27 protein-coding genes are annotated in these 26274 nt (G+C 44.6%); all 27 read right to left on the bottom strand.

From position 1 onward, the window contains the following. Positions 1-2: 2 nt before the first annotated feature. Positions 3-1202, bottom strand: coding sequence for a hypothetical protein (locus B3L97_RS06180; RefSeq protein WP_286934593.1), 1200 nt, complete (start codon positions 1200-1202; stop codon positions 3-5). Positions 1203-1211: 9 nt separating this feature from the next. Then, on the bottom strand, positions 1212-1709 hold the full coding sequence (locus B3L97_RS06185; protein ID WP_024822509.1) for an adenosine-specific kinase: 498 nt from the start codon (positions 1707-1709) through the stop codon (positions 1212-1214). A gap of 53 nt (positions 1710-1762) precedes the next feature. Then, positions 1763-2593, bottom strand: coding sequence for an HAD-IIB family hydrolase (locus B3L97_RS06190; protein WP_286846361.1), 831 nt, complete (start codon positions 2591-2593; stop codon positions 1763-1765). A gap of 90 nt (positions 2594-2683) precedes the next feature. Continuing rightward, positions 2684-3127 (bottom strand): OmpH family outer membrane protein, encoded by a 444-nt coding sequence (locus B3L97_RS06195; protein ID WP_024822511.1) that lies wholly within the window; start codon positions 3125-3127, stop codon positions 2684-2686. Positions 3128-3248: 121 nt separating this feature from the next. Beyond that, positions 3249-3932 carry a cytidylyltransferase domain-containing protein gene (locus B3L97_RS06200; RefSeq protein WP_286934594.1) on the bottom strand — a complete coding sequence of 228 codons (684 nt, stop codon included), beginning with the start codon at positions 3930-3932 and terminating at the stop codon, positions 3249-3251. After that, complete coding sequence (gene neuC / locus B3L97_RS06205) at positions 3929-5095, bottom strand: UDP-N-acetylglucosamine 2-epimerase (RefSeq protein WP_286934595.1); 1167 nt, start codon at positions 5093-5095, stop codon at positions 3929-3931. The genes B3L97_RS06200 and neuC overlap by 4 nt, the downstream gene beginning before the upstream one ends. Beyond that, positions 5095-6132: an N-acetylneuraminate synthase family protein gene (locus tag B3L97_RS06210; RefSeq protein ID WP_286934596.1), complete on the bottom strand. Its 1038-nt coding sequence runs from the start codon at positions 6130-6132 to the stop codon at positions 5095-5097. The genes neuC and B3L97_RS06210 overlap by 1 nt, the downstream gene beginning before the upstream one ends. A gap of 30 nt (positions 6133-6162) precedes the next feature. Beyond that, positions 6163-7179, bottom strand: a complete 1017-nt coding sequence (locus B3L97_RS06215) for a class I SAM-dependent methyltransferase (RefSeq protein ID WP_024822515.1) — start codon at positions 7177-7179, stop codon at positions 6163-6165. Between the two features lie 121 nt (positions 7180-7300). After that, positions 7301-7657 (bottom strand): flagellar protein FlaG, encoded by a 357-nt coding sequence (locus B3L97_RS06220; protein WP_024822516.1) that lies wholly within the window; start codon positions 7655-7657, stop codon positions 7301-7303. 79 nt (positions 7658-7736) lie between these two features. Then, positions 7737-10094 carry a flagellin gene (locus tag B3L97_RS06225; RefSeq protein WP_286934598.1) on the bottom strand — a complete coding sequence of 786 codons (2358 nt, stop codon included), beginning with the start codon at positions 10092-10094 and terminating at the stop codon, positions 7737-7739. A gap of 123 nt (positions 10095-10217) precedes the next feature. Continuing rightward, complete coding sequence (locus B3L97_RS06230) at positions 10218-12749, bottom strand: motility associated factor glycosyltransferase family protein (protein WP_286934599.1); 2532 nt, start codon at positions 12747-12749, stop codon at positions 10218-10220. Continuing rightward, positions 12743-13003 (bottom strand): carbon storage regulator CsrA, encoded by a 261-nt coding sequence (gene csrA / locus B3L97_RS06235; RefSeq protein ID WP_024822519.1) that lies wholly within the window; start codon positions 13001-13003, stop codon positions 12743-12745. The genes B3L97_RS06230 and csrA overlap by 7 nt, the downstream gene beginning before the upstream one ends. Beyond that, positions 13003-13476, bottom strand: coding sequence for a flagellar assembly protein FliW (locus B3L97_RS06240; RefSeq protein ID WP_286934600.1), 474 nt, complete (start codon positions 13474-13476; stop codon positions 13003-13005). Before B3L97_RS06240 ends, csrA begins: the two co-directional genes overlap by 1 nt. A 30-nt stretch (positions 13477-13506) precedes the next feature. Next, complete coding sequence (flgL, locus tag B3L97_RS06245) at positions 13507-16200, bottom strand: flagellar hook-associated protein FlgL (protein ID WP_286934601.1); 2694 nt, start codon at positions 16198-16200, stop codon at positions 13507-13509. 11 nt (positions 16201-16211) lie between these two features. Then, the gene (gene flgK / locus B3L97_RS06250) at positions 16212-18698 is read right to left on the bottom strand and encodes a flagellar hook-associated protein FlgK (protein WP_286934602.1); all 2487 of its coding nucleotides are present in this window, start codon (positions 18696-18698) and stop codon (positions 16212-16214) included. A 12-nt stretch (positions 18699-18710) separates the two neighbouring features. Beyond that, positions 18711-19160: a flagellar export chaperone FlgN gene (gene flgN, locus B3L97_RS06255; RefSeq protein WP_024822523.1), complete on the bottom strand. Its 450-nt coding sequence runs from the start codon at positions 19158-19160 to the stop codon at positions 18711-18713. A gap of 4 nt (positions 19161-19164) precedes the next feature. Further along, entirely contained in the window at positions 19165-19449 is a 285-nt protein-coding gene (gene flgM / locus B3L97_RS06260; protein WP_286934603.1) for a flagellar biosynthesis anti-sigma factor FlgM, read from the bottom strand. Positions 19450-19509: 60 nt separating this feature from the next. Beyond that, complete coding sequence (locus tag B3L97_RS06265; protein ID WP_286934604.1) at positions 19510-20136, bottom strand: ComF family protein; 627 nt, start codon at positions 20134-20136, stop codon at positions 19510-19512. Positions 20137-20150: 14 nt separating this feature from the next. Next, positions 20151-20576, bottom strand: a complete 426-nt coding sequence (locus tag B3L97_RS06270; RefSeq protein ID WP_024822526.1) for a GNAT family N-acetyltransferase — start codon at positions 20574-20576, stop codon at positions 20151-20153. Next, on the bottom strand, positions 20560-20781 hold the full coding sequence (locus B3L97_RS06275) for a hypothetical protein (protein WP_024822527.1): 222 nt from the start codon (positions 20779-20781) through the stop codon (positions 20560-20562). The genes B3L97_RS06270 and B3L97_RS06275 overlap by 17 nt, the downstream gene beginning before the upstream one ends. A 14-nt stretch (positions 20782-20795) precedes the next feature. Continuing rightward, on the bottom strand, positions 20796-21962 hold the full coding sequence (locus B3L97_RS06280) for a DUF3084 domain-containing protein (RefSeq protein WP_286934605.1): 1167 nt from the start codon (positions 21960-21962) through the stop codon (positions 20796-20798). Between the two features lie 97 nt (positions 21963-22059). Continuing rightward, positions 22060-22497 carry a YkgJ family cysteine cluster protein gene (locus B3L97_RS06285; RefSeq protein WP_286934606.1) on the bottom strand — a complete coding sequence of 146 codons (438 nt, stop codon included), beginning with the start codon at positions 22495-22497 and terminating at the stop codon, positions 22060-22062. Next, positions 22487-22813, bottom strand: a complete 327-nt coding sequence (locus B3L97_RS06290) for a hypothetical protein (RefSeq protein ID WP_024822530.1) — start codon at positions 22811-22813, stop codon at positions 22487-22489. Before B3L97_RS06290 ends, B3L97_RS06285 begins: the two co-directional genes overlap by 11 nt. Before the next feature lie 13 nt (positions 22814-22826). Then, positions 22827-23945 carry a flagellar basal body P-ring protein FlgI gene (locus B3L97_RS06295; protein WP_286934607.1) on the bottom strand — a complete coding sequence of 373 codons (1119 nt, stop codon included), beginning with the start codon at positions 23943-23945 and terminating at the stop codon, positions 22827-22829. 14 nt (positions 23946-23959) lie between these two features. Beyond that, the gene (locus tag B3L97_RS06300) at positions 23960-24541 is read right to left on the bottom strand and encodes a flagellar basal body L-ring protein FlgH (RefSeq protein ID WP_286934608.1); all 582 of its coding nucleotides are present in this window, start codon (positions 24539-24541) and stop codon (positions 23960-23962) included. Beyond that, a complete protein-coding gene (flgA, locus tag B3L97_RS06305) occupies positions 24538-25428 on the bottom strand; it encodes a flagellar basal body P-ring formation chaperone FlgA (RefSeq protein ID WP_286934609.1) in 891 nt (296 codons plus the stop codon). Before flgA ends, B3L97_RS06300 begins: the two co-directional genes overlap by 4 nt. A 48-nt stretch (positions 25429-25476) precedes the next feature. After that, positions 25477-26265, bottom strand: coding sequence for a flagellar basal-body rod protein FlgG (gene flgG, locus B3L97_RS06310; protein WP_024822534.1), 789 nt, complete (start codon positions 26263-26265; stop codon positions 25477-25479). Positions 26266-26274 lie beyond the last annotated feature (9 nt).

Raw genomic sequence — 26274 nt, forward strand, 5'->3', positions numbered from 1 at the left:
GTTTAGTCTGCGTTTGCACCTCGAACTTTCAACACAGCTATTGTCTGAAACCTATTGTTTTCTACTTTCATAATCGCAACTTGCCGCTCTTCAGGACGGTGTGTTAAAGAGTTAAAACGCAAAGGTTCCTTCCCTAAAGTAATGCCTTCTACATCTGTCATCCCTTTAGCTATAACATCTGGAGAAGACGTCCCAGCCCTCTGAAGGGCTGATAAAAGCCACATGCCACTTGTCCAGGCCCGCGCCGCTGCCACGCGATCTGGAATATGTTTTCTCGTAATCTGCCATATTTTTCTTTCGAGGACAGCCAAATATGGATCTTCCTCCAAGGGTCTTTTCTGGCTTACCGCTATCAAGCCAGTACACCTCAACAGCTCTCTATCAATAGGTTCTCCGCCATACCAGAGAGCAAAAGCCTCTCCTCTTTGATGACGCTGCCGATAGATATCTGTAACAGATAGAGCATCCAGCCAGAGGATAAAAGCTTTCGCCCCTCCCTGTATAGCCTCCTGACATTCCATCTGGTATCCATTATCGCCCGCCCCCCTCTTCTCCAAAAACAAAGATGAGCGTCCACGTTGGTCGGCAAGAGCTGCATACAAATCAGCACACATCGATAAAACAGGGTCAAGGCCATCTACAAACTGGGCTACAGGCGCCCCTTTGGAAAGCGTTTTTTCCCCATATTGAGCCAAAGCCCCTGCTCTGTATGATAAAGGCAAATCGAGGGCAAAAGCGTAGGGATACACTTTCCCCGTCGTATCACGTAGAGAAACTCCTTCTCCAAAAGCAGAAAGAAAAAGAGGCCCCATCACTCCCACTTGGGGGATAAGCTCTTTATCTACATGATCACCAGAAAAACTTAAAAGAGCCACACGATTGCTCCACTCGCCTAACCGTTCAGTTGTTTTCCCCACTTCCAGAGGAGACTCTTTCACAAACAAAACATCGTATCCGGCAAGACCCCGGGCACTTTCATTCGTCTCTTTTTCTAGTATGGAGAGGGCAAGAGAGATGGACTGTCCCTCATCGCTCTCCCATCCCCCTGCTGGAGGCAGAACAGAAACGATCCAAATCCACCCTTCCTTTAAGCCTGTCTGCTGGTCTTGAGACAAGACTGCCCCGCAGCTCGGCCCAATTAATAAACAAACAATTACACCCGCAACAAAAGCAACAAATGAGATCTTTCGTAAAACCTTCACGATTTCTACTTACCGTTTATACCCAATAATATCCCGCAACAGCTTTTTTCGCGCCATTACGTCTTCTTCTTTTTCAACACCTTTAGGAATAAATCCGTCTATAACCCCCACAACACCTCGCCCTTGCTCGGACTCACAGATAACAGCCTGAATGGGGTTCGCTGTCGCTGCAAAAATGCGGCAGACTTCCTGGCAGTTTTTAATGCGGTCAAGAATATTAATGGGATATCCGTTGCGAAGCACTATGATAAAAGTATGCCCTGAGCTCAGCTTTTTAGCGTTATTGACAGCTATTGTTATAAGATCTTCGGCATTACCATCGCAGCGAATAAGGCAATCACCTGATGCCTCACAAAAAGCAATTCCGAACTGAAGTGAAGGGGACGAAGTGATAAGGGCTTCATATAGATCCTCTACGGTTTTTATAAAATGGCTCTGCCCAAGAATAATATTACAATCTTCAGGATACTCCATCTGCTCAAGAACCCAACGACGAATCTCTGGCATTTATAGCTCCTCCTTGCTTCTCATAGTAGTAAAAGTTAAATATCTACATATTTTTATAATACTACACGTTTGCTTCCTCTGCCATCGGACCAACGGCCTGAAAGGAGGTAATCGACCAGATGTACAAATCCCTGTTTTTTTACAGAAGGCATAATGATATGGGCACGTTCAAGAATTTGAGGAACAGCATCCTCTGGCGCTACACGAATATGAGCCTCATCAAAAAGAGCAAGGTCATTACAATGATCTCCAGCCGCTACAACAACTTCTGGAGCAATAGGCAATCGCTCTAGATACCAAGAAAGAGCTGCTCCTTTAGATACCCCTATAGGCACTACATCAAGGAAGTCGTCGCCTGAACGCATTACATCGACAACGTCTCCAAGAACTGCCCCAATATGCTCTTCAAGACGCAATATTTCTCTGGGGTCTCCATAAAATATAATACGAAAAACTCGCTCTGTTACATGAGGTGTTTGCAGAGTATCGTCTACTGAAACATTGGCTCGAGTAAGGAATCTTCGAGTCTCTTCGTCTGTTTTACGGCATATTGCAGATTCATCGGTAAATATTTGCATCTCAAGAGGGACCTGCCAACCGATGTGAAGAACTTCTTCCACAACGTCAGTGGGGAGGGTTGCCTCCCACAAAACTTTTCCCGAAAGGGGTTCCATAAGCCGGGCTCCATCATAAACTACTGCCGGGAGCCAGGCACCAATGGATTTAATATGGTCAATAGCTGTGGCTAAAATACGCCCTGTCGCCACCATGATCTCCCATCCGTGATTTCGCAAGCGATCACAGGCTGCAATAACATGAGGGTGCACAATCTCTCCATGGGAAAGGGTTCCGTCAATATCGGTCACAAGCATCTTCCTCTTCATATATTTCCTCCGTTTCTCTATACAAAAAGAGGGTTGCGCCAAAACGGACACAACCCTAAACGGTCTTCATCTGTTTCTCTAATCTATGCGTTACTTCGTAGCAGCACTCTTTTTCAGTTCCTGAACAACGTCATCAGTGATATCAATGCCACCGAAATATACGGCGCTTTTTTCGATCACCACGGTGATGCCCTTCATTTTAGCTACAGTTCTTACAGCCATCTGTGCTTCCTTGAAAAGAGGCTCCATCAGGCGCTGCTCTTCCATAGCCAGTTCATGCCGCTTCGTTTGATAGATTTCCATCTTTTTGTTCTGATCAGACTCTTTTTCAACAGCAGCTTTCATTTCGTTTTCTTTGGTCTGGCTGATGGTCTTCAACTGCTGGGTTACCCCTTCAAACTTAGGGTGCTGGAACACGATTTTCTGAGAATCAATAACCCCTATTTTTTCCTCAGCCATAGCTGCGCCAGCGAGCAGAAACATCGCTAAAAGAGCCAGAGAAACAATAAAAACCAACCTTCTTGACGCTATCATTCAAAGACCTCCCCCAAAACGGAAAAGTTACTCACTTCCAGGAATTGTAACGTTGAAACAATTATAAGTCTAGGTGGGAAATACTGATTCCATAAAAACGTAACTATATCTCTGCCCAATTTTACAGTTTCTTTCTAAGAAGATACTCTGCATAAAGAAGATCCGATTCGCTATCTATATCCACACTCGATTCCTCGTCCATAAAATAGGGGTAAAAAGGGAAATTGATGAAACGCTGTTTTTTTAAAAAAACATCTGAATGGATATAATATATTGCTCCATTTATTCTCCATGTCTTAGGTAAATTTTGTCTTGGCATTTCAAAATACTCTTGCCCCATCAGAGGGGTTAACGTCTCCTCTTCCTCCACAAACATCTTATAAGGTGTATGATTAACCTCTGTAAGGCTCACAGCACAATTGAAATGTTCTTCTCTTGCAGATCTGATACACTCATCTATTTGTAAAGAATTTCTTAAAGGAGATGTCGGTTGAAGCAACACTATCTCTTCCTTCCCACAACTATGTATCCCCATAGCGTCAAGGGCATGAAGAACTACTGGAGCTGTAGGCGTGTCATCTCTAGCAAGATCCACTGGTCTGGATATTACTTGTATACCTAAAGAACGTCCATATTCAGCAATTTCTAGATCTTCTGTCGTTAACCAACAATAATCAATACATTTAGATTGCAATGCTGCCTGGATTGTCCATCCTAAAAGAGGTTGCCCGCCGAGAATACGCATATTTTTTCTTCGTATTCCCTTGCTCCCTCCTCTGGCTGGAATAATAGCAATACATCTCACAGATAACCATCCTCTTTTCTTAAAAATAAATCCTGAAACTGTTTTTGACGAGATTTCTCCCAAACATGTTTTCCAAGAAGGACAGACAAAAAACGCTCTGTGCTTTTTCCGTCGCCAAATTGGAAAGAGGATGCTATTTCGCTCTCTTTCATGTTAATAGCCTTATGTATAGCACCAATAATGGCTGTTCTCTGAGGAGGAGTATTTAGGACTGAAGGGAGACTGGTTCTACCATTCTGACGAGAACCTATATCGATAGTGGGAATTCCATAAACTGGAGCTTCATGAATGCCCGAGCTGGAATTTCCTATTATGAAATCAGCATTTTTAAGAAAAGTAAGAAAAAATTCAAAACGAAGAGACGGGAAAAAACGAAATCGCGAAGATTTTTGTAATGTTTTATATGCTTCCAATATAATATCGCAGCCAGGGTCATTATTAGGATATATAGCTATAAATTGCCTTCCACTTTCATCTATTCCCAAACAAATTTCTTTTATTTGTTCTCTCAAAGAAGAAAGCTCTGTTGTAACTGGATGAAACATAAAAATTCCATATTTGTCAAAAGGAACATCGTAACGTTGCTTCGCCTCTTCTATAGAGGGCAAATCTTCAGAAAGCATTATATCAATATCTGGGGAACCTATAACATAAATAGAATCTTTAAGTTCCCCCATCTGCACTAACCTTTGCGCTGACTGATTATTAGCCACAAAGTGAAGATGGGCAAGTTTAGTTATGGAATGACGTATGGTTTCATCAATTGTTCCCGATATTTCTCCACCCTCTATATGAGCAACTAAAATATTATTCAATGAACCAACAATCGCCCCCGACAAGGCTTCCACTCTATCCCCATGTACAACAATCATATCCGGCGTCACTTCGTGAACATACCTAGATAAGCCAGCAACTGTATTAGACAAAACCAGATCCATCGGCTCTCCATATATCTGATTCATAAATACGTGAATATGTTCAGATAAGCCATCTTTTTCAAATTCGTTAACGGTATAGCCATATCTAGCCAACGTATGCATCCCCGTAACAAAAACCTTGCATTCAAGGGAAGACGTTTGCTTAACGCCACGAATCAAAGGTTTTAACTTGCCATAATCTGCCCTTGTTCCCGAAATAAAGAGAATCACTTTCTTTTGAACCACTACAATAGATCCTCCCATCGTATCTGATTCCCTGCAAAAATATTACTTTTCGCCTTACGCCCTAAAATGGAACAATATTCACTTGCCGGAATTTCTCCCGTCCCTGGTCGCTTAACCCATATATTCGTTTCTGTTAATATATCTCCCTGCTTTATATCTGTTTCTGCAACAACACAGGCATACGCAAAATCTATAGTTGGTTTTTCTTCCGGAAGAATATCCTTTGTCCCTCCTAGAGCCTTATAAATAGCTTTACTTCCGTATATAAGTTCCCCTAGCTCCTTAGGATCCATAGAGATAGGGATATCTGGCCCCGGCCATGCTTTATCAGAAGTAAAATGTCTCTCTAATATAGAAGCACCTAGAGCCACTGCTCCCAAACACGGATAAATTGTTTTGCAATGATCTGAAAGCCCTAGAACTGCATCAGGGAAAGCCGTTTTTAACTGCGGTAAAGCTCCTAGGCGAACCTTATCATAGGGTGTAGGGTACATACTTGTACAGTGTAAAAGAGCGAAAGGAACTTGATATTTTCGTAAAATATTTACAGACACCATTATTGATGCAATATCATTCATACCAGTACTTAATATAACAGGTTTTTTAAAGGAAGCGATGAGTTCTACCAAAGGATAATTGTTACATTCTCCCGACCCTATTTTATAAGCTTCAACACCCAAACGCTCCAAACGAAGAGCTGCTGCACGAGAAAAAGGAGTACTTAAAAAGATAAGCCCCTTGCTCTCTACATACTTTTTTAATTCTCTCTCTTCTCCTTCTGAAAGAGAGCATCTTTTCATTATGTTCCATATAGACTCTTCTGCATTAGAAGGGATTATATTTTGAGCGCTAGGAACCATTTCATCTTCTATAATATGAGACTGAAACTTTATACACTCACAACCGACAAGGGCCGCATCATCCACCATTTGAAAAGCTTTATTTAAACTCCCCTCATGGTTTATACCAACCTCAGCTATCACTAAAGGGCTATACCCCTTTCCAATGTAGCGTTTCCCTATTCTAAAGCAAGGCATCATTTATCACCCCAAAACACATAAATAAGGTTATTTTTTACATATAATAATCATCGTATCAGAAAAGCCTAGCTCATCAACTCTTTTTTGCAAAACAGGAGCCACACTCATTAAATCGTCTATAAAACTACTTTTTGTTATATTTTTACTTGCCGAAGCAGTCATAATAAAATCGGATATGTCTTGTCCAAAAGTCCATACATTTATTGGTTTTAATTTCGCTTTTTTAAGCATAATTTCCGCAGATTTTTCTGTAAATATATGGATATGATCAGGAGGGTATATATGCCTACATGCCATTTCATTAAAAATCAGGTTACTAAAGCTACTGATCGACGGATGTCTTGGAATCTCCATAACTATATACGAACCTTCCATTATGTTAGCACTCACATTTTCTAACATAGAAACAGGATTCTCTAAATGTTCTAATATATTGAAAAGAGAAATAATGTTGCCATTCACTAAATAATTATGAGCATTTAAATCACTCACATAATCACATATAATATTGATTCCCTTACACCTAGCAAATTCAATTTCTTCTGTATCCGCATCTATACCTAAAACTTTATATCCTAAACCTTGAGCTGCGAATAAAATTTCCCCTGTTCCACAACCTATATCGATCCAAAGTCCTTTCTTTTTTACTTCGCTAGAAACCCATTCGACTTTAGGAGAGGCTATTTGTTCTACTCTTTTTTCAAAAAGCTCTTCGCTTAAGTAGACCGTATGTTGCAGACTTTTGTTCTGACCTCCTTGATAAAGTTGTTTCATTTCTTTCTTACCTATTATATCCCTTAAATAAATATGACCACAATTTAGACATTGTTCGTAATCGAAACCATAAATTGTTACAAATTTCACGTGATTAGACCGGCCACATATAGGGCATTTTTCTATACATCCTTTATGCCCGTAGTTTAAGGCTAGTTCTCGATGTTTTTCTGCACTTTTAATCTTCCAAGTCAAATCTCTGTTAAGATTTTGCATATTTATATCTTTGCTATATTTCCTATTGATTTCCTTAAACGCCCCATAGTTCATTTATTGTCTCTCCCTATTAATCTCATTCAACCTAAACTAATTAAGGGATTTTGTTCCTGAGGTATAAGAACACCATTTACAGTAAATAATAAAAAGCCGGCTTTGAAGCCGGCTTGAGCATTTATGCTTTCACATCTAACATCATCCCAAGCAAATCTTGTACGTGTTTTACAAGATTCACGACTTCATCGGGTGGAATTTTCCGTACTACCTGATCTTTCACAGTGTCAATTACCTCAACCTGAAAAAGATCGGCTTCTTCCACATATTTGAACTTCAAATTACGATCAAAAATCCGAACTATTTCCTCCGCTTGGGAAAGCACATTCTTTAGTTCTTCCTTATTTTGCACAAGAGGAAGCTCTTTGCGAGATGAATTACTCGCACCCCGACTAACCCCAACCTGCTGAATAGGCAAAGGAGAGAGCGACATACCAACAGGACTGGAGGCGATTCCTTGTTTAAATGAAATATCCACTATAGTTCCTCCATTCCTCTTTTATAAAAAGAGGGGCTTTAGGCCCCTCTTACGACACGATATATCTCTCTTTTTTTACCTACCGAAGCAGCTGCATAACAGCGTTCGGCAACTGGTTAGCCTGAGCAAGCATGGAGTTACCAGCCTGCATAAGGATGTTGAGCTTCGTAAAGGTCATCATCTCTTTGGCCATATCAAGGTCACGAATACGACTTTCAGCAGCGGTCAGGTTCGTACTGGCAGTAGTCAGGTTATTGATAGTATGCTCCAAACGATTCTGGTATGCACCAAGGTTCGCTCTCTGGCTGGACACACGATCTATAGCGCTATCAATAACCGTGATAGACCGAGTCGCAGCCTCCCTATCGGTTACAAGAACCTTATTGAGTCCAAGAGAACGAGCACTCATATCACCAATGTAGACTCCCATATCTTCCTTCTCGTTGGCACCGATCTGGAATACCGTTGTGTTATCCGCAAGGTGAACAGTAGTATCATAGGCCTGAGCAGTAGCAGAAACAGTCCATTTCTTAGCCGCATCATCCCACTTTGCTTCAAGACCAGCCATTGCATCAATTTCAACATCTATATTGGAATGTACAACTCCTACAAGCTGATTACCAGTTACCTCTACCTGATTCACGTTCGTACCAGTATGTGCATTAGTAACTCTTACATTGAATGTGTTTTCTGTAGCCTTCTGAACTTCATTCAAGCTCAGGGCTTTTACTACATCCTCATCGCCAATGAAGTTTAAGTTCCCAGCCTTTCCTGTAATAGCGCTGGAAATAACCAAGGTTCCTCGCACAGAATAGGGAGTATTGTCCGTATCCTTCTCTACAAAGTTAGCGAAGTTCACCTTATTATCGTCACGATTTGCTGCATCCAATACTTTTATTTGGTCTAAGCCAGAAGAAATGGCGTTGTTAAGCTTTAAGGCCAGATCTCCAAGGGTATCCTGACTATAGAGAGTAATACTGGCATCTTTACCGTCTCCCTGAATGAGCTTAATAGTTTGAGGATCGTCGATAAGGAAACGCCCAGAAGAAGCATCCCAGAACTTGTCGAGGTCTCGAAGGCTCACATCTGCGTAGGCTTCATCTCCAGCGTCAAGCTGTCGGAAAGTAGCTTCACCAGCTGCTAGTGTTCCCATGCCAAACTTGTAAGTAGAAAGTTGAGCCGTGCCATCCTCATCAAAAGCCCAGAACTTCAATTCTTTCTGCGTATCGTTTATTGCATCATCAGCAAAATAGAACTGCATGGTCTGTGCTTTACCATTATCCGGTGTCACTGTAAATTTAAGCCCATCCTCTGAAGCATCAGCTGCCTGACGTCCCACATTAATTATAAACTGCTCTCCTACTTTGACATCAGTAATCATAGTGCTTGTGACATTCCCACCAGTCAAAGCTTTAAAGGCAAGCCCCGCAGCAGAAGTGGCAGCTAAAGCAGTTTCAGCATCTGCAGCAGCGAAATCAATAGTAATGTCTTTTTCCGCACTCTGCATTACCTTACCAGCAGTAGAACCCATAGTCTGCACTTTAATGTTAAATGTTACCTTATCTCCATTAATGGCTTTTACTTCCCACAAAACCGAGCCATTCACTGTATTTCCAGTGAACATTGTCTTTGCAGCAGTTGCAAGGAAGCTCGTAAAGCCAGAGGGGACATTATTTTGCGCACCAAAGCTATAGCTCAAGGTCACGTTAGCTGTGGTAGCCCCTGTTAAAGTTGCATTTATCTTCACAGAAGTAGCATTGGCGCTCGCATGGACAAGTCCTTCTCCAGAAAGAGTTTTAATACCAAGAGCTTCTTTGCCAGAAACATCAGCGATAACATCGTCATGCTTTACCTTGAAGATATCGCTCTTTTGCACTTGAGCCTGTCCTGCCTTGGCTTCAACAGAAAGCTTGTAGTTGCCTTCAGCTACGATCTTCTGACCATACTGGTCGATTGTGCGAAGTCCGCCACGTACAAAAACTTTGGTCTCAAGCTGATCTGTAGACCAGAGCACAGAAGCTGAACCATCAAGAAGCTTCTTTTTGTTGAACTGGGTTGTTCCGGAAATACGGTCAATTTCATCTCGAAGCTGATCTACTTCAAGCTGAATGTACTGACGATCCTGAGATGTCAGAGTGTCGTTTGCACCCTGTACGCTCAGTTCACGCATTCTCTGAAGAATAGAATGAGTTTCGTTCAAAGCTCCTTCAGCAGTCTGGATCATGGAAATGCCGTCTTGTGCGTTGTTCACTGCCTGGTCCAATCCCTTGTACTGAGCGCGCATTTTTTCACTGATGGCAAGTCCAGCCGCATCATCGGCAGCACTGTTGATACGAAGACCTGTGGAAAGTTTGTTAATGGATTTCTGAAGGGAACCATTTGTCTGGCTTACAGAATTGTAAGCAAAAAGTGCAGGAATATTATGATACACTCGCATTATTATTTCCTCCTCCTTGAGGGTTATTAAAATTCTTCCTTGAAAATTCCATTATTTCATTTGTAAAGCCGTATTCTTCTTTAGATGTCGTTTTCACCTCCTCACGTTTCCTTTACTACACATTTATATATCGACAGTTTTTTCTGCCTTCTTAAGGGGGACACCCCAAAAAAACGATATTTTTTGCGCATATTTTTCCTGTTTCTCTTTCGATAAGCCAGACAAGAAGCGTTCTGCAGTCCAGGCTGCCCAATTTCCTCCAGCTGATTTCTTAAAAAACTGGTGGAATGGTTCATTTTCTGGCGCGTCTAAAATACAACAACAAGCCCTATTAAAGGTTTCTTGATCCCCTTCCCAGAAAGAGGCTTCGCCATCAAGAAGTGTGACAAGAAGAGAGTTAAAAGCACTCTCCCCTCCCTTTTTCTGCTCTATATACACTGCAAAACTTCGCAAAAGAGCAGGAAGAAGAGCCGTTAAAGACATCGCTCCGTCGATCTCTGCCTCTGTTACCTGATACGCGTTATGGCGCACCGCAAAAATAAGTCGGGCTATTTCAATATATCCATTAAGCTCTCCCTCTATAAGTTTCTTCCATGCCATACACCATTCACCTAAAAAACCGGGGAAGTGTGCCGAAACCCATTCGATGAATATATTGAGATCCTTATCTAGGCCAGCGAGATAGCTCGTTAAAAGAAGTCGCCCCACAATAAGAGGCTTATTGCTGTCAAGACAAGATTCAATCCACGGTTCCCACCACTCGTCTTCGCCTTTTTTTATTTCACGCCATAAAGCGCGAGAAGAAAGGGCATCCCCTTCTTCTTCGCTGAGAGCTAACTCAACCCATAAGTAATGTGTTCTTTCAAGATACGCAGCCACTGCCGCTACGTCTTCGTAGACATGGGCCCAGAAAGAGGTAAAATCCTTATGTTTCCACGTATCTGGGAACGGCCTATTCCAAAATTCACCAGATTTGGAAAATACCATAATAGACTGCAAGCCGACAGACACCTTTTGTGCGTCATACCATAAAAGTTGCCACCGATGGAAAAGAGTTACAGATGTAGGGTGTAGATTTTTTAAAGACAAATTCAACCCTTGACGGTACATGCTCTGAATTTCTTCTAAAAGATCAGCGCACCGGTGCTGTAACATTTCAATTTCTTCAGCCACACATACGGCCCGGTCCCTATCTACACCACTTTCAAGAGTCTCTTCTTCACTTTTTTCATAAGATACGGCAAGATGCTTTTCTTTCCAATTCTCTATACGTTGTGCAAAAGAAAGGTGTATTGCCCCTTCAATCCAGGCTCCCCCTTCTGTACAGTTATAAACAGGAGTTTGCGTAGAAGCTATACAACGCTCAAAATAGACGAGAAACGAATACCAATGGTCATTGGTTTCTACTGTAGTACTTTTATCCCAGCTTTGAATAGCAGCGAACCCTTTCTGGCCATACTCATGATGCCCAAATGACGAAGCATGAGTCTGCCCATCTGGTCCATAAGCCAAATCTTGTCCTATAAAAACAATTTCACTGGGCTGTAAGGCTTCAGCAAGGTGAAAACACAAATGGCTGACACATAAACCGCTTCGTATATCTGGCATTTTCATGACCCCAGCCAGGTACGACCCCAACGCATCACAATTTGTAAGGGATACTGACCCTGGCCAAGTGGCCACAAGAGCTGGGTGAACTTTGGTTCCAGCTACAAATACGGCGTGAGAAGCCTCTTCCCTAAAGTCACGTATAATAGGCTTCATGCGTTCGTAGATAATTCGAGATGAATCGAGAGCCACAATAGCGTGGGGGATAACACCCGCCTCAAAAAGTCCTTGCGCTATAACGTCATTGGCTATAATCACCGCAAAATGTTGGGCTTCTTTAAGAAGGGGAATCTGTTTGTCCAAGGAGGGTCCTGCCGACACGATAATAGCCGGTTTGCTATGCCAGAGTTCCTTCAAACGCGTCAGGGGAACCATGCCTCGATGCCGTACAGTGCAGCCATTAACAATATTATGGGCCATCTCACGATAGGCCCGTTCAGCATCAATAAACTGTGATTGTATTTCTCCCCCTAAAGCTGTTTTAAACTCTCTGATAATTTCCCGAACCTCATCAATACGGTTGTTACTATTTTTCGTATTATGAACAAAAACACAAGGGGCCTGATTCAACAGACCACCATGCCTCTGGAATACCTGCCGCCACTGGTTCTCTCGGTCTATAGATGTTTTCCCAACCACCCATGAAATACCGGGGCTCGCCAAAAGTCCTTCCATTTCATGAATATGCATACACCAGTAAAGAAGGGCCGGGTCGGTTTCCACTATTACAGCCCGATTCATGCGCTCCTGAGTTATTGTATGGGCAAAACTGTACCCCAGGCCAAAACCTACATACAGGTTAATGTCTTCTTTTCGGCCTCCATCTATCTCAAGAAAAGATTTGCCTCGAAGTTCCAGGAAACGCGTTATGCCTTCAGTATCGCGGAGCTCTGCATATTGCTCATTTATGTTCAGAGAAAAAGTACTGTATTTTTCATCTTCTGAGTAGCCCAACAACAATTCCGCAGCCTGAGGATTGCTTTTTTCCAAGGCCCTTAGGTTTCGCTGCCAAAGTTCGAAATTAGGCGTAAGGGATCTCATTAGCATTTTTTGTTATCCTTGTTGCTCTCTCGCAATGTTTTACGAAGGAGCTCTTCTGTTTCTTTTCCTATACTCATGGGCGCTGCCGCCTTTATATTTTCCCGAGCCGTCTCAATCCAGATCTCTTTTCTCCAGACTCTCACGTTCCGAGGCGCTTCTATTCCAATACGCACAGTGTCGCCACGTACTTCGAGAATAGATATTTCTATGGCATCGCCAATCACAAGAGCTTCGCCAACTTTTCGGCTGAGAACGAGCATCAGGACTCGCCCCCTACAGCCTGTTTCCTCATTAAATCCCGAACGTTCTGAGGCAACACTGGCGTTCTCACCTCGTAGGCTTCATTACCCGAAATTACCTGTTTTGCCATGCGCTCTTCGTGGTTAACAACAATAGGTGCACGCAGGTTCGCAGTCATATCCCACGGAGCTGCTGGAGGGATAGTAACGACAACCATAACAGTCAATTTATGTGCATCTCCGCCAAGAGCCTCTAAATCCTCGCTGCTCAGGGCCGGATCATAATTTTTCTCTATAAGAAGGGGGGAAACAACAGGCAACGCTACATCTTCGTCTTTAACGCTCTGCAGCCATTTTATAGGATTCTCGTCCTCTCCTGCCACCACCCATTCGTAATGGTCTTCAAATCCCGGAAGGCCTTTGGGGAAATAAACCACCGCTTCCGATGTCACTTCTAAACGGCCGAAACGGGTCGTTTCAAGTACGCGGGTCATAATCTATACACCTCCGCACAAATCGTTTATCTATCGCAAAAAGTCCACAAGGGTGGGCTGCACTATGCGCGCGATAATCGCCAAACTCGCCTGATATACGGCTTCGTTCATCTTATATTGGGTATAAGCTTCAGCCAGATCAACATCAGACACTTTGCTATAAAGATCTGTCAAGTTCAGGTTATTCTGCTTCAAACGAGCATTATTGGATGTATATCGTTTTTGAACGGCTCCTTCTCGCGTCCGAATACGAAGCAGGTTATCTTGAAAACTATCTATCTTTCCCATCAACGCACTACTAATGCCCTCTTGATCCCCTTGGCGGACAGCCCTGGCTAAATTATCCAAAACCCCAAAAAAATCACTGGCCTCTCGATCAGCTCCTGTTCGCACAGCTACCCTTTGAGAATAGGGGCCAGATCCGCCTCTGTTTGACGTTTCCATGGCCGGAGTCCCTAATAGGGCGCTAGAATCGTCTCCATTCTGCTCTACCTTAAAGGAATATCCTTTTGGAGACCAGAAAACAAGCCGTTCCTCTCCGCCATCTTTAACAATTCCCGCCCGTATATCTTGCCCCTGAAAACGGCTGTTGATTGTATTGACGAGGTCTTGTATTCCTACAGGGTGACCTGCCTCTGCTGGAGCAAGAGTAGAGAGATCAATAGAGTGTTTCATCCCCTTTATCGATACCGTGAGGGTTCCGTTCGCAGGAGGAGTCCATCCCGATATGTCAACTGTTCCCTTTACCGCATTGTCGATGTTCATCATATCACTGGCAACAGATCCCTTTACGTCATATACAGTTAACGGCGAGCCGTCTTTAGCCACAAGACCGAACTGTATTTGGGAACCATTTACGCCAGGCTGAGGGTCAAAATAGGAAACATCTATCCAATCCCCTGCTGCTTCCCGAATTCGCCGAGCTACGTCCTCTGGAGAACTGCCCGGATCAATGGTAATATCCACACTTTTGCCGAGAGTAGCAATACGAAGGGTTCCACCACTTGTCGTCGCTGTGTCAGAAGTACCGGTTCCGCCTACAAGGCCAGTCTGAAGCCCCATCTGAAGGGCCAGTCCGCCCGAGTACTGGGCAAAGGAAGGATCAGAGAAATTCATATCTCTGATGACTACCGGCTCACCTGTTTTTGCATAAAGAGCCGCATACCCCGAATCTTTATCTAAAACATCCAGGCCCAGGATATCCTCACCAACCTGAGCCACTATCTGCTCCATTACTTTAACAGAATCTACGTTGTTCCCGCCTGTACTGCTCCGTACATCATCGAGATAGATTTTTACTATATGATCCTCTCCGCCTACCGACACCTTCATGAGGGCAGGAAGGCTTGGGTCGAGGCCATCGGCGTTCGGGAAGGTTACAGAAACACCTGAAGCGGTTTCCTGAGCCGTAGAGAGGCCCCATTGTGCAGCGTAATGGGCACTTGGCACTGTAGAACGATCATATACTGTAAGGGGGGCATTCTCCTTAGGCCGCAAGAGGAGTTTTTTCGTAGCTCCCTCAAGATTCCCATCTTGTACCTCCTCGTTGTCAGACTGAACAACAACTTCTAACCAATCTCCTGCCACTTGACGAATCCGCTCTGCCAACTCTTCCACAGTTAACGAAGCGTTGGCGTCAATTTGTAAATCAGCTTTATGGTCACCACTTTGGAGCCGCCAATGAAGCCCCCCCCCATCAAGAGAAAGAGCATCTGAAGAAAATTCTATGCTCTGAAGAGTGGTCTCCATGCCCAGCAGATCTATAAGGCCTATATGGCTGTGATCGACCTGGTCTTTATCGGTCTCAGGCCAGCTGGTCACCTGAATAGGTTCCCCTGTATGCCCCACAAATTCGAGATATTGAACTTGCTTTTGAGGGTCTGTCATCACTCGTACTGTTGCAAGTTTGCTGACGCTTCCCATTTCCGCACTGTTGTTAATAATATCTGCTATTTGTGAGAGGGTATACCCCTTCATCTCTCCCTGATCTCGGAATCCGTTTTCATCTGAAGGTTGGTCGATACCGGGAAGCTGATCATCGCTCCACTGCTCTGGAATGCGCACTTTTGCGACTCTATCTCCTACTTTAAACTGGAGGATCTCAGAGCGGCCTTCCCACCTAAAATTCATGGGGAGAGCCCGACTCCGAATAGCATAATTTGTCTCATTCTGGGGGAAAAGTTCCCGGCCATGAAAAGACACCTGGCCAACTACGCCCTGTTCCACCTCAAAATTTACATGCTCTCTATTTCCTGTGTACAGGACTCGACCAGATACATCTCGCTGAAAAGGAGGAACAGACGTATTGAGACCGGCAAGAAGGAACCTTCCTTCTACAGAATAATTAGCAATATTAACAAGTTCTTCCTGAAGCTGAAGAATTTCCTCGGCAATAGCGTTCAGCTCTGTCTCGCCTAAACCTCCGTCACCTGCATAAACAGACAACTCTTGAATACGTTGAACCACATCTGTAATCTGGTTCATGGCTGTATCTGTATTAGAAAGCCACGTTACAGCATCATCAAGGTTTCTCTGATACTGAGAGTTTTCAAAAATAGAAGTATGAAGCCCTAACTCTCGAGTCACATCGATGGGGTTATCCGATGGACGCGCGTGCTTTTTTCCCGTATTCAGCTGACGCTGCTCTTCAAGCAAACGAGCTAAGTTTTTATGCATATCTGAAAGCATGGTTCTCTGAAGCATAGGGTTCGTCACTCGAAGCATGAGGATCCCTCCTATCGTCCAACAATGCCCATACCATTAATAAGCCGGTCGAGCATTTCGTCTATAGTCGTAATATATCGGGCCATGGCGTTAAATGCCTGCTGAAACTTAATAATATCCAACATCTCTTCGTCCATATTCACTCCCATAGTAGACTGGCGCTGGGCGTCAATCTGCAACGTCAAATGCCGTTGGTTCGTAGCCATGGTTTTCGACTGCAACCCTCGAGAGCCAAGCTCTGCCAGAAAAGAAAGATAGTACTCATTGAAGCTTGCGCTGCGGTTTTGGATAACCTTTCCCTGCTTAAGCTGTGCCAGAGCCAGAGCGTTGCTTCCATCGCCAGATCCCTTTGAATGCCCCGTTCCGTCTCCTCTCGCTGCAGCTATAAGGCTTGAGTCTTTATCAATAGCACTATTGAAAGCAAAACGTCTGGAGGCTCCGTATCTCGCCCCCACTTGCTCAAAAAAGGCAACACCTGTGGTCATTGCCGAATCCCCTGTTCCATGACCTGCATAGTGCCTTGCGTTTATTTCCGTAACCAGACCGTAGGTTATTTCATCAAACTGGTCTATAAAGCCAAGGATCATGTCATCTCGGGCTTCCATAAGACCTCTCATAGCGCCACCCTTTACGTGATGTTTTATTGTTACACCCGCTTGCCCCACGCCTCGAAGTTCAAAACGCAAGCCTGGGGAAAACTCTTCAAGCACCGACGCAGAATAATCAGATTGACGCGGAACCCGCCGGGCCTCTTTTAGGGCATTGCTGCTGGAGAGGTAGGTTTTGCCGTCCACAGAAAAAACTGCATCTTGTGAAGCTTTTATACAGCTCGTGGCATCCTGATCTCCCAAAAGGCCGAGGCGACGAGCAATGTTGAGGGAACCATTTTCATCCCCCATCACATTAATTCGCGTTCCTTCACCTACAACATTACTTTCAAGGGTCAAGAAGTAGGTTCCTGTAGCTTCATCTTTTTCTATTGCGGCATGGAGCCACTCTTCAGGCCTATTAGGTCCTCCTTCTTCCCCATAAGCCGCATTAATTTTATTCCGAATTGTCTCTAAGGAATCCTCCTCAGTAACATCAATAGAGACCTTCTTTCCCGACATGTTCAACCCTAAATCCGACATCAAATGTCCCTTCATGTCAGTAATGGAAAGAAGATGGTTGTTTCCCGAACGAAGGGTCAGCTGATTCCCGTCAAGGGAAGCTGTGATCTGAGCTGAAGCAAGGCTCGTGTTGAGAAACCCGTTCAGGTCAGTTAAAGACAGAGTCCCATCTGCTGATTGAGAGGTATTTGTGCCATCAGAGAGATCCCACTTTCCGTCAGCATCGTTCCAGACAATTGAAATGATCCTCTCTTCACTCCCTGCTGCCACGCGAAAAGAGTATGCATCACCATCTTTACCAGAGGCAAGAATTGTGTCTGAAGGGAGAATCTTTGAACGGGACAACACACCTTGGCTACCTACACTCAAACTAAAACTTCCACGAATATTAAGGGCTTCTGTCTCTGATTGGGGACGAAGACGAGGCGTCTGGGAAGAGCTTCCTCCGCCAATTTTCCATGCCGTTTCAGAAGCGAGTCGGTCAACGTATACAGAATGAACACCTTCAGGAGAATTTTGCCCTGGTGTAACAAAGAGGACGTCAGTATTATCCACAATGTCGAACAGGTTATCTTCTACTTGAACATCATGAAAACCTTCGTTCCCTGGCACTGAAACCGCTACTAAATGCCGAGTTTTATCTCCCTGTACCAAAAGTTTGCCATGAAGATATACTTTAAAATCTCCATCATCCATGTCAGAGGGAAGAGAAACTTCCACATCTACTAACTCGCTTAATTTCTCTACCAGCAAATCTCGTCGATCGAGAAGGTCGTTAGGGTTTCCACCAACCCCCTGCACTTCCGCAATGGTACGATTTAAGGCTGCAATCTGATCTATATAGTCGTTTGCTTCCTGAACCTTTAACACAACTTCTTGATCTAGAGATTGTCTGTATTGATCGTAATTACGAACAAGCTGGTCCATAAAAACAGTCAGGTTTTGGGCACTCTGTACTACTGTTTCTCTCACCGACGGTACATCTGGCCTTTTATGGAGTTCTTCCAGACTTTTCCAATACTCGTCAAGAGCAACTTTAAATCCTTCCCCTGCAGGCTCGTTCACGTACAGTTCTATGGTGTTTAAGGATTTTTCCAAAACCTCCCAATAGCCTTGTACAGAAGTTTCTTCCCGAAATTGGAGGTCGAGGAAATCGTCTCGTAACCTTCGAATTGCGTCTATTTTGACCCCCGTTCCAATCTGCCCGGGGAGACCTGGTCGAGAAAGTCCAGGAACCGTATAAGGGTCTGTCGAGGAGGCTTCCACTCTTTGGCGCGAATATCCTTCTACGTTGGCATTCGATATGTTATGACCGGCAGTTTCCATAGCACGCCGAAAGTAATCCATGGCGCGCCGGCCCATTTCCAGGCCAAAAAAACTGTTAAACATGGATATTCCTCCTTATACAGACATATCCAGCCCCCCGCAACCGGGAGCTGCCATTCCTTCTAAACGACGCCACTCAGCAAGCAAGATGTCGCTAAGGGCCCTATTTTCGTCAACGAGACGAGATAAAATACCTATTTCAGCCTGTAGGTTCCGCACTACGGGGATAAGAGCTTCGGCGGCCTCCCGTAGCTCAACTCCTTCTTGTTCTGGTAAAAAAGAACAAAACTCCATAATTGTAGGGGCACAATGATACGCAGAAGAAAGGCGACCAGCCAAACGTCGGCGTTCCTGTTCCAATGCCTCCCCTTCAAAGGCTAGAGATTGCTGTTCTTTCATAAGTTGCTGTAATAATTCGAGGCGCCCTTCCTTGAGCGCCTCACGCTGTTTAACCACAACACTATGCATTTTCTGCAACACATCAGTCTGCTGCAGAAGGACTTCTACCAGCGATTGTCCGTCCATGGAATCATTCGTCCTTGTCAAGCAACCCTGCCCGGATCAAGCCCTCTGCTACCTTATGGAGATCCGGACGATATTGCCCGCTCTGAATCTGTTTTTTTAGTTCTTCTACCTTCTCAAAACGGACATCTGGCACTTTTTTAAGCTCTGTACGGGCTTTCGCAAGCTCCTTGGCAAAAGCACTAAATTCAACACCGTCAGTCTCCTCTGCTGAAGAATGACCTAGGTACTTTTTACCATTGACTTTGCCCACAGGGCTAGGGCCATAGATACCACGAATTTTATCGATCATTAATGATCACCCCGCTCTAACCTTTCTCATATCTATTATCGGAATACATCTTCAACAGCTTTAACGGGAAAAACGAAGAGATGTAGACCATGTTATGGCATAAGGGACTTTCACCCCTTTTCTCTTCAATGCAGATGCTCCACGACGTAAGGTCGTTCCCGTAGTACATACATCATCTACGAGAATAACAGGCATTGCTTCAGGGAAAGGACACGTCACTACGAAGGCGTCAGAAGCCATAGACCGCCGAGCTTCTGATCCGCCAGACGTTTGGGCCGAAACATGTCGTCTCCATTCCAGCCCATAAAGAACCGGCACATTCCATTCTTGAGCAATGCCCCTGGCCAGAAGAGCTGCCTGATTCCATGGCCGTGTACTTTTCTTATGGAGAGGGATAGGGACAAGACAACAGGGTATTCGAGAAAAGGTTTTTCCCAAAGCTCTCCCCATGGATATTCCAAGTTGCCCCCATCCAGCGTATTTCAATTTTAGAACCATATCTCGGCAAATATCTTTATGAAGGGCACCTGAAAAAAGCTGTAAATCTTTTCCTATGGCGAGTTGAAGCGGATGACATAACAACGATTGGAGGCACGATACACACCCTACAGAGCCAATTCGGCCACACATCGGACACTCTGTCGGCCAGAAACAATGCTCTATAAACTGGGCTATTCTATGAAACATAAAAGTAAAGTAGCTCAAGAATATTCAATGGGGCAACGCAACAACATTAAAGCCCCTTCCTTCTCCTCAAAACCATATTGAGCCAGAAAAGGCCCCAACTCGCTGGTGTATGTAAGTATCATGGGAATAGAGTGTATAGCCGGGTGATTGAGGGCATAATCAATAAGAGCAGAGCCAATACCCTTCCCTTGATGGTCTGGATGAACCATAATATCCCAAAGAGTTCCCCGAAAAACAAAGTCTGTAAGGATACGACAAAAAGCAACTAATTTCATATCATGCCGGACAGAAAAACACATGGTTGTTCCGTCTAGCATGCGCTGTATATCTTCTAAAGAGCGGCTTCGCCCCCATTGGGTAAAACGGTAAAGATCGCGGAGCTCAGCAGGAGTTACCGCTTGCTTACTGTCGTAGAAAGCATACTCAAGCTTGGTTTTCATGTATTGCTGCCACCTTAGAGAAAGATAATCCATGAATGATTTTCCTTAAATCACTTTTTCTCGCGTCGGCAGAAACCTGTAATTGAAGGATCTGACCTGTACCGCAGCGGGGACAGATCCACATGGCTCGAGCGATTCCATCGCTATCGGGAGTTCCTGCCAACACTTTAGTCTCTCCGCATATTTGACATGCTACTATGAGCATTTCTATTCCTCCTACTAGGAAGAGGCCCCGAGGGGTGTAATATGAAAAACGATTTGGACGGGGCCTTCGGTATAGATATTTTCCGCAGCCAAAACCTTTACACTCATCACTTTTGTAGCCTTTTGCAGTTCCTCTACAGCATCAAAAAAAGCTGTCGCATCCATAGCTCCTACCTTGCCACTTACAGGATCTGGCATAATTCCCTCGTCCACTGCTTGATGATTAACCTCTGCCAAAAGATCATGGAGAAAGGATTCTGCATCTGCACCTTTAGGAACCCAAGATCGGGAAGCAATATTCTCCCCTTTAGAATAAACCAGCCGGCTATCATATACCTCATAACGCACTCTCACATCTTCACCTTGTAAAACGTTAGCGTTCGCTATAATGCGTATAAATTTCCTATTTTCCGAGTTCGTACACTCCTGAATTTTAGCTTTTTCTTCCTCTAGGTCAACTGTCAATGTAATTTCGTCAGTAGAAACTCCCGATCGAAGCCCCACTACAAACTCGGCTCGACGGCGAAGTTCTTGAAAAAGGGCATCTACTTTACTTGGGGAACTTTTAGGTTGAATAACGTGCTGCCCAAGAAGCTCTCCTGCAAAAACAGCGATACGGCCACTGCGAACCTGAATTAACCCCTCTCGCAAACGGCTCGCTTCTTGGCGAAGACTTCCTACTTCCTCATCAAGTTTATATTTTTCTCTCTCAAGGGCATTCTTCTCATTTTTTACCTGAGACAAATCACCCCTGGCCTTTTTCAGCTCTGGACGGACAGAAGCCAGTTGGTTCTGAACTTCCTGCAACTTCTTCTCTTGGGCTTCAAGTTTACTCTGGCTCTCTACAAGACGTATAGACATGAGCTGTACTTCATCCCGACTATCTTGAAGCTCTGCTGTGAGATTTGTAAGTTGGCTCTGTAAAAATTTCATGGAAAAAAGGGCCGTACGAACGTTCTCTGAAACGACAGACATGGTTCCAAGAATAGCGATAGATATAAGCACTCCTGTAAATGCGGTAATAATTTGGCTCGTATGGCGGGGACGTAAACCGAAAAGAGAGATTCGTTTCTTCCCTATACGCATCCCAACCCTGTCACCTAAATACGCCAGGATAGCGCTGACAACAAGGAGCGTTATAATGAGTCTCCAGTTCATATCAGACCATATCTGGGCTTGCACAGCACTGCCTCCATTTCATAGAGCACATCTATCTACATATCTCAGAATAACACGAAATGGGGGTAGCCACAAAGGACTACCCCCATTTTCAGCAAAATTACATACGATTTACTCTAGGGAACAGCATAGTCATAAACTTTATTTCCCGGGCTGGGTATAGTCGCCCTTGATTCATCCCAGGGCACATTTGGGCTGTCTGTTCCCACGATTGAGGGGTACGCACTACATGAGGCCAAAAGGGGAAAAGGGAGCACTGTATCGGCCTCACAGAATAAATAGCACAACGCCCCGTTTCTAGAGTATAAAACACACATGCCCCTCCTTCTTTTTCGCGAAGGCTGGGGGCTCCCCATCTTTGAGTTTCATTTTTTATTCGTAATGTAGGAATATCTATGTTCAACCAACAGGCGATCCGTTCCTCATCTATAGGAGAGACCCAAATGGCGCCAGGTTCTCCTCTGCAACATCGTCCGCACCCTATACAGGAAAAACGCAATCCCTCTCTCCACCACGGAAGGGGCTCTTCATTCTTCATGCGGGGAAGCATCACTTTCCAAGGATGAAGCTAACTGGTTGTAGAGGACCTTCCAAAGTCCCACACCATTTTGCTTCGACAAAGCCTCGGCAGACATTTCTACAGAAAGATCTTCCATCGCTCCAAACGGCCGTTTTTCGTCACGCCCCGATATCCTTTTAGCGTCACGAAGCATATTTTTCCATATCTGAGATAACAAGACCCCTTCAAACTGACGACATGCTTCTTCCAATTGTTCCCGCTGCTTCTTGTGATCTTCCGAAACAAAATTTTTCTGCACAACATGATTTTGAGAAGCATCAACTTTATTCAACATTATTATGCCTCCACTACATAACAACGAGGTCTCCATGGAGAGCCCCAGCCTCTTTCACTGCTTGAAGGATAGAGATAATATCTCTGGGCGTTGCACCTACCGCATTAAGAGAATCCACAAGCTGATTAACCGTCGACGAGGCCTCAAGAGAGATAAGGCTTCCGCCCTGCTCTTCCGCTTCAATTTCCGTTCTTGGCTGTACTGCCGTTCGTCCTTCTCCAAAAGGCTGAGGCTGAACGACCTCCGGCTTCTCCGTAACGCGTACTGTCAAATTTCCATGAGCGATTGCTACAGCGCTTATCTTTACATCACCACCCATAACAACCGTACCGGTTCTTTCGTTCACCACTACGCGAGCTATGGCGTCTGGTTGCACCGTGAGAGCTTCTATTTGGGATATAAAAGAAGAAGGAGCGGAAGCGAACTGTCCAGGAAGGGCAATGGTGACCATTCCCGCATCAACAGGTGTCGCCACTGCACCAAAACGAGAATTAATGGACTTAGCAATTCGTTCTGATGTAGTAAAATCAGGCTCCCTGAGAAGCAGGGAGACAGTTCCATCGGCAGTAAAAGCCATAGGTACGTCCCGTTCCACTATAGCTCCCCCAGGAATTCTGCCAACCGTAACTACATTTTTAGTCATAGAAGCTGCTTGTCCACCTGTTGCAAAACCTCCTACGAGTACCGGTCCTTGGGCTACCGCATAAACAAGCCCATCCGCTCCTTTTAGGGGAACTTGAAGCAATGTACCGCCTTGAAGACTCTTGGCATCTCCCATAGTGCTTATCGTTACGTCTATTTGCTGTCCTGGACGGGCAAAGGGAGGAAGTTCGCACGTTACTGTTACAGCAGCAACATTCTTACTTTTTATAGCTCCATCATCAAGAGTTAGGCCAAACTGGCTCATTACGTTACGTATCATCTGAAGCGCCATCTTCGACTTATCGCCAGTACCCTGCAACCCCATAACAAGCCCCACACCAACAAGCTGGTTTGATCGAACTCCTTGAATATCTACTAGATCCTTTATTCGAACTCCAGGATGAATGGCTGCCCACAAATTCGTCACCTGAGAGCTCCATAAGAAAAAGAGGGTGAGAAAGCATATGGATATTTTTGCACTTCTTTTCATGTATTACTAGCCTCCTAGAAAATCGCCTGTAAAATCTGTGTGAGCAATCCTGGACGCTGGACTTTGGAAAGTGCGCCCTTCCCCTCAATGCCAATCTCTGCGTTAGCTATTTTATCGCTAGCGATAGTATTATTACCATCTACATCCTGGGGACGAATGACTCCTCGAATGCAAAGCTGTAGTTTTTCCTCGTGAGTTTCTACATCCCTAGCGCCCTCTATAACGAGATTTCCATTGGGAAGAACTTCCGTAACAAGACAAGCTATGCGACTTTTCGCCGTGTGAGTTCTCTCTGTAGATCCATCGCCTTTCACAGAACTTTTCGAGGAGAACCCTAAAGCCTTGATAAAATCGAGGACCCCTACTCCGTCACTCACTGAACTGTCATTCTTTTTGCTTACGTCAGTTTTAGCCTCATCTTTCGTAGTTGTTTTTTCCGACACTACGACTGTTACAAGATCCCCCACTTTACTAGGGCGCTGATCGGCTACCCAATTTGTATTGTCATTCCAAATAGACTGGGCAAAAGCGATGGGACTGCTGCCTGAAAAAGTTATAACAATCACCACCAAAAGAGCAAACATATTCTTTTTCATTGGGTATCTACCTCCACTCTACCTGGACTCGCCACTCGCCCTGTAACCACTGTTCTACTGGCTATATTGCGAACTCGTATAAAATCGCCGGGCTGGCCCTCATCAAGAGCTTCACCTGGAACTTCTATTAAAAGTGTCCCTGCCTGCGCCGCAATAATAACACGATCTCCTCTTAAAATTATCGGCTTTGTCTCAAGAATGTTGAGAGAAACAATATCTCCCATCTGCCCGTCTCTTCGTAACACAAGCCCTAACACATCCTCAATACGGCTTGGCAATTCGCAGGGCTGACTTAAACGCACTCTTCGCAATACTACGTCCTCTTCAGAGAGAGGTTTTCCTCTGGGAAAAGCTCGTTGAAGAACAACGGCTGGCTGATACCAATTAATGCGTACTGGGACAGATTTTTCTCCTCTGGCACTCCGGAATTTAAGGGTTGTTGATCCAACACCAGGGGTTAAAGAACCAGGTTCCAGAAATTCTTCCGTGTCTTTAGGTGCGGCTCCTGATAGAGGATTTACGTCTACCTCCCACGTCCATCCTGAAATACGGCGAACAATGTTCTGAAGTCGAGGTTCCAGAAGAACAGGAACTCGCTCTGCCATGAGAAGAGAGAGACGTATACCACCTATTCCTCCCTCCTGCAAGGCATTAATAATATCTTCCCTTGATATATAACCAGTTTTTTTAGGGAAAGGAATCGCTCGAGCCTTTTCTACCACAGGAGAAGGCCCGTTAATAATTGCCACATTTCCCAGCCGCATTCCATCTCCCCAATAAAAAATCGAGGCAGGGATATCTATGGAAAGGGGGCTTGCGGCCATAGCAGGGGTATACATGGGGGCAAAAAATCCAATCCACAAAAAAACAAAAAACAGGCGGGACACATACCTCACCCGCCTGTAAAACATGCTTTTTCTCTTCATTGCTATATTTTATCGACGAAGCCCGTTAGCAATTCTCAAGAGTTCATCGGCGGTTTGAATACTTTTAGAGTTGGCCTCATATGCTCTCTGGGCTACAATAAGGTTGACCATTTCCTCTACCACCTGAACGTTTGACATCTCAAGAATCCCCTGATGGAGATACCCCAGGCCATCCTCTCCTGGAAGGCCTGCTATCGCTTCACCGCTGGCAGGCGTTTCTTCAAAAAGATTTCTGCCTATAGCTCGAAGACCAGCTGGGTTCACAAAACGGGCGATTTCAATCTGTCCAATTTCGTCGGCTTCCTGATTCCCTACTGTTTTGACGGAAAAACGCCCCATATTATCGATAATGATTTCGGTTGCATCTTCTGGGACGGTGATAGCCGGTTCTAATAAAAAACCATCGGTTGTTACAATCTGGCCATCTCCATCTATCTTCCAAGAGCCATCTCGCGTATAAGCAATATCCCCGTTAGGGCGCACAACTTGAAAGAAGCCATCGCCTTCGATAGTAACATCAAGAGGATTATTTGTTACCTGCAAGTTCCCCTCAGAAAACATTCGGCTGGTTCCGACTACTTTAGTGCCCAAACCTACCTGAATTCCAGTTGGGACAGTAGCTCCTGTTTCCACTGGAGCGCCAGGTTCTCTATCTATTTGATAAAGAAGGTCCTGAAAGTCGGCTCGCATTTTCTTATATCCTGACGTGTTCACATTAGCTAAGTTGTTAGATGTAACGTCGAGATTTGTTTGTTGGGCCACCATTCCTGTTGCTGCAGACCATAGAGCTCGAATCATTTATCATCC

This window comes from Aminobacterium sp. UBA4834 (genome assembly GCF_002400205.1).
Taxonomy (GTDB): Bacteria; Synergistota; Synergistia; order Synergistales; family Aminobacteriaceae; genus Aminobacterium; species Aminobacterium mobile.

Bases quoted from the DNA above. Each gene is read 5' to 3' on its own strand.
- B3L97_RS06185 (WP_024822509.1), bottom strand. From the start codon at position 1,709: ATGCCAGAGATTCGTCGTTGGGTTCTTGAGCAGATGGAGTATCCTGAA.
- B3L97_RS06190 (WP_286846361.1), bottom strand. From the start codon at position 2,593: ATGAAGAGGAAGATGCTTGTGACCGATATTGACGGAACCCTTTCCCAT.
- B3L97_RS06195 (WP_024822511.1), bottom strand. From the start codon at position 3,127: ATGATAGCGTCAAGAAGGTTGGTTTTTATTGTTTCTCTGGCTCTTTTA.
- B3L97_RS06210 (WP_286934596.1), bottom strand. From the start codon at position 6,132: ATGCCTTGCTTTAGAATAGGGAAACGCTACATTGGAAAGGGGTATAGC.
- B3L97_RS06215 (WP_024822515.1), bottom strand. From the start codon at position 7,179: ATGAACTATGGGGCGTTTAAGGAAATCAATAGGAAATATAGCAAAGAT.
- B3L97_RS06225 (WP_286934598.1), bottom strand. From the start codon at position 10,094: ATGCGAGTGTATCATAATATTCCTGCACTTTTTGCTTACAATTCTGTA.
- B3L97_RS06230 (WP_286934599.1), bottom strand. From the start codon at position 12,749: ATGCTAATGAGATCCCTTACGCCTAATTTCGAACTTTGGCAGCGAAAC.
- csrA (WP_024822519.1), bottom strand. From the start codon at position 13,003: ATGCTCGTTCTCAGCCGAAAAGTTGGCGAAGCTCTTGTGATTGGCGAT.
- B3L97_RS06240 (WP_286934600.1), bottom strand. From the start codon at position 13,476: ATGACCCGCGTACTTGAAACGACCCGTTTCGGCCGTTTAGAAGTGACA.
- flgL (WP_286934601.1), bottom strand. From the start codon at position 16,200: ATGCTTCGAGTGACGAACCCTATGCTTCAGAGAACCATGCTTTCAGAT.
- flgK (WP_286934602.1), bottom strand. From the start codon at position 18,698: ATGTTTAACAGTTTTTTTGGCCTGGAAATGGGCCGGCGCGCCATGGAT.
- flgN (WP_024822523.1), bottom strand. From the start codon at position 19,160: ATGGACGGACAATCGCTGGTAGAAGTCCTTCTGCAGCAGACTGATGTG.
- flgM (WP_286934603.1), bottom strand. From the start codon at position 19,449: ATGATCGATAAAATTCGTGGTATCTATGGCCCTAGCCCTGTGGGCAAA.
- B3L97_RS06265 (WP_286934604.1), bottom strand. From the start codon at position 20,136: ATGTTTCATAGAATAGCCCAGTTTATAGAGCATTGTTTCTGGCCGACA.
- B3L97_RS06270 (WP_024822526.1), bottom strand. From the start codon at position 20,576: ATGAAAACCAAGCTTGAGTATGCTTTCTACGACAGTAAGCAAGCGGTA.
- B3L97_RS06275 (WP_024822527.1), bottom strand. From the start codon at position 20,781: ATGCTCATAGTAGCATGTCAAATATGCGGAGAGACTAAAGTGTTGGCA.
- B3L97_RS06285 (WP_286934606.1), bottom strand. From the start codon at position 22,497: ATGAAGAATGAAGAGCCCCTTCCGTGGTGGAGAGAGGGATTGCGTTTT.
- B3L97_RS06290 (WP_024822530.1), bottom strand. From the start codon at position 22,813: ATGTTGAATAAAGTTGATGCTTCTCAAAATCATGTTGTGCAGAAAAAT.
- B3L97_RS06295 (WP_286934607.1), bottom strand. From the start codon at position 23,945: ATGAAAAGAAGTGCAAAAATATCCATATGCTTTCTCACCCTCTTTTTC.
- B3L97_RS06300 (WP_286934608.1), bottom strand. From the start codon at position 24,541: ATGAAAAAGAATATGTTTGCTCTTTTGGTGGTGATTGTTATAACTTTT.
- flgG (WP_024822534.1), bottom strand. From the start codon at position 26,265: ATGATTCGAGCTCTATGGTCTGCAGCAACAGGAATGGTGGCCCAACAA.